General features: G+C 73.2%; 1 protein-coding gene and 1 pseudogene. One reads left to right on the top strand and one right to left on the bottom strand.

Features of this window, described 5'->3' with window-relative positions:
• A pseudogene (locus K6I34_RS36100) lies at positions 1–434 on the bottom strand (hypothetical protein); the annotation flags it as partial.
• Positions 435–597: 163 nt separating this feature from the next.
• On the opposite strand from K6I34_RS36100, the gene K6I34_RS36095 reads away from it, so the two are divergent.
• Positions 598–2,151, top strand: a complete 1,554-nt coding sequence (locus K6I34_RS36095; protein ID WP_229332251.1) for a serine/threonine-protein kinase — start codon at positions 598–600, stop codon at positions 2,149–2,151.
• The last annotated feature ends 23 nt before the right edge of the window (positions 2,152–2,174 follow it).

The raw sequence follows: 2,174 nt of genomic DNA, 5'->3' as shown, positions 1-2,174 counted from the left end.
CCGGGGAGCGCGATCATGACGGGGAAGCCGCTCTTGTCGTACTTCGGGTCCTCGTACTCCTTGGGCGCCCAGACCCACACCTTGCCGGTGAAGCCGGACTTCTTGCCCTCCAGGGTGGTGACGGCGACGTGCGTACCGTTGCTCACATTGCCGGTGATCTTGAAGTCGGCGGCCGGGCCCGTCGGCATCGACACCGGGGAGTTGGCGTCCGCGTCACCGCTGGTCCCGCCGGCCTGCCCGCCGCCGTTCGGCACCTGGCCGAAGCTGACGGACTTGCCCTTGTCCGTGAAGGGCGGGATCTCGAAATAGGCCATGACCTGCCAGGCGACCACACCGAGCACGGCTATGGACGCCACCGAGATGATCCACAGTTTGGCGCGGGAGGCGCGCCGGTGACCCTGGGACCGGTAGGCCCCCCTGGATGAGTGCGTCATCGCGTCGCTCCGGATGATGCTGCTGCCCCGAAGGACATGACGGTTTGTTCCGACCAGGGGGATGGGCAAATCTGGCCAGGGGGTTCCTGGGACACCCCGTGAATTGAGTCATAGGCGGGAAACCGAGGGTCGCCGGACCCCGGCGGGGGAGGCGAACGACCCGATGCAGCCACTGGGCCCGGAGGATCCGCAGGTCATCGGCGCGTACCGGCTCCTGGGGCGGCTCGGGGCGGGCGGCATGGGCCGGGTGTACCTGGGCCGCAGCGCGGGCGGCCGCACGGTCGCCGTCAAGGTCGTGCACCCGCAGTTCGCCCTCGACGAGCAGTTCCGGGAGCGTTTCCGGCGCGAGGTCGCGGCCGTGCGCCGGGTGACGGGGGACATCCGGCCGGACGGGCGGCAGTGGACCGCGCCCGTCCTCGACGCCGACCCCGACGCGCCCGTCCCCTGGGTCGCCACCGGTTACGTCGCCGGGCCCTCCCTCACCGAGGCCGTCCAGGACGGCGGCGCCCTGCCCGGGCCGACCGTACGCGCGCTGGGCGCGGGCCTGGCGGAGGCGCTGGTGGCGGTGCACGCGCTGGGCCTGGTGCACCGGGACATCAAGCCGTCGAACGTGCTGCTCGCCCTCGACGGCCCACGCCTGATCGACTTCGGCATCGCCCGGGCCTCCGACGCGACGGCCGCCCTGACCGAGACGGGCATGTCCATCGGCTCACCCGGCTACATGGCACCCGAGCAGATCCTCGGCGCCGAGGTGACGGGCGCGGTCGACGTCTTCTCCTTCGGCGCCGTCCTCGCGTACGCGGCCACGGGCCGCCCGCCCTTCCCCGGCGACAACTCGGCCGGGCTCCTCTACCGCGTCGTCCACGAGCCGCCCGTACTCGGCCCCGAGCTCACCGGCCCGCTGCGCGCCCTCGTCGAATCCTGCCTGGCGAAGTCCCCGGAGGCGCGCCCACCGGTCACGGCCCTGGCCGGTGTGCTCGCTCCTGCGGGCGGCGGTGCGCGGGAGCTGGTGCGGACGGGGTGGCTTCCTCCTGCGGTCCTGGAAGAGGTGGGCAGACGGGCCGTGGAGCTCCTCGACCTGGAACCGGACGGCTCACCGCCGGGGCGAACGGTGGCTGACGACCCGGGGTACCGCGCCCCGTCAGGGGCGCGGGGAACTGCGCGACCAGCCGCATACGTCCCGCAGCCGCCGACGCAGCCGGCGAGGCACCCCGGTGGGCGCGACCGGCAGGGAAGAAACCGCATCGTGGCGGGGGCGGCCGTCGCCGCCACCCTCGCGGCCGCGACGGCAGCCGCACTGACCCTGCTCCCGGGCGACGGCGACACCCCGACCACGGCCAAGGAGACCGCCGCCTCCGACACTTCCGTCCCCAAGGACTTCCTCGGCACATGGGCCGGTGACATCCGCCAGTCCGACGGCACCCCCAACGGCACCATGACCGCCGTCGTCACCCCCGGCACCCGCGGTGCCTACGTGGTCCGTACGACCTACTCCGCGCTCAACGTCCTGGAGTGCCACAGCAAGGCCAAGCTGCTCTCGGCCACCGCCACCGAGCTCGACCTGGAGGAGGTCAGCGACGGTACGCCGACGCTCGGCTGCACGGGCACCGCCGCGCGGATCACGTTCACGCTCGCCGACGGCGGACGGCTCGCCTACGCCTCGGACGACGCGGGAGGCGGCAAGCCCACGGCCACGCTCACCAAGAACAGCGGCTGAGCGGTGGGCAGGGCGGGCAGGGC

This window comes from Streptomyces sp. UNOC14_S4 (assembly GCF_020740835.1).
Taxonomy (GTDB): Bacteria; Actinomycetota; Actinomycetes; order Streptomycetales; family Streptomycetaceae; genus Streptomyces.
Note: the sequence above shows the minus strand (reverse complement) of the source record. Positions and strands in the feature narration are given on the sequence as shown.

What these genes read in the sequence shown, in the direction of transcription:
- K6I34_RS36095 (WP_229332251.1), top strand. Translation starts at nt 598, where the DNA reads ATGCAGCCACTGGGCCCGGAGGATCCGCAGGTCATCGGCGCGTACCGG.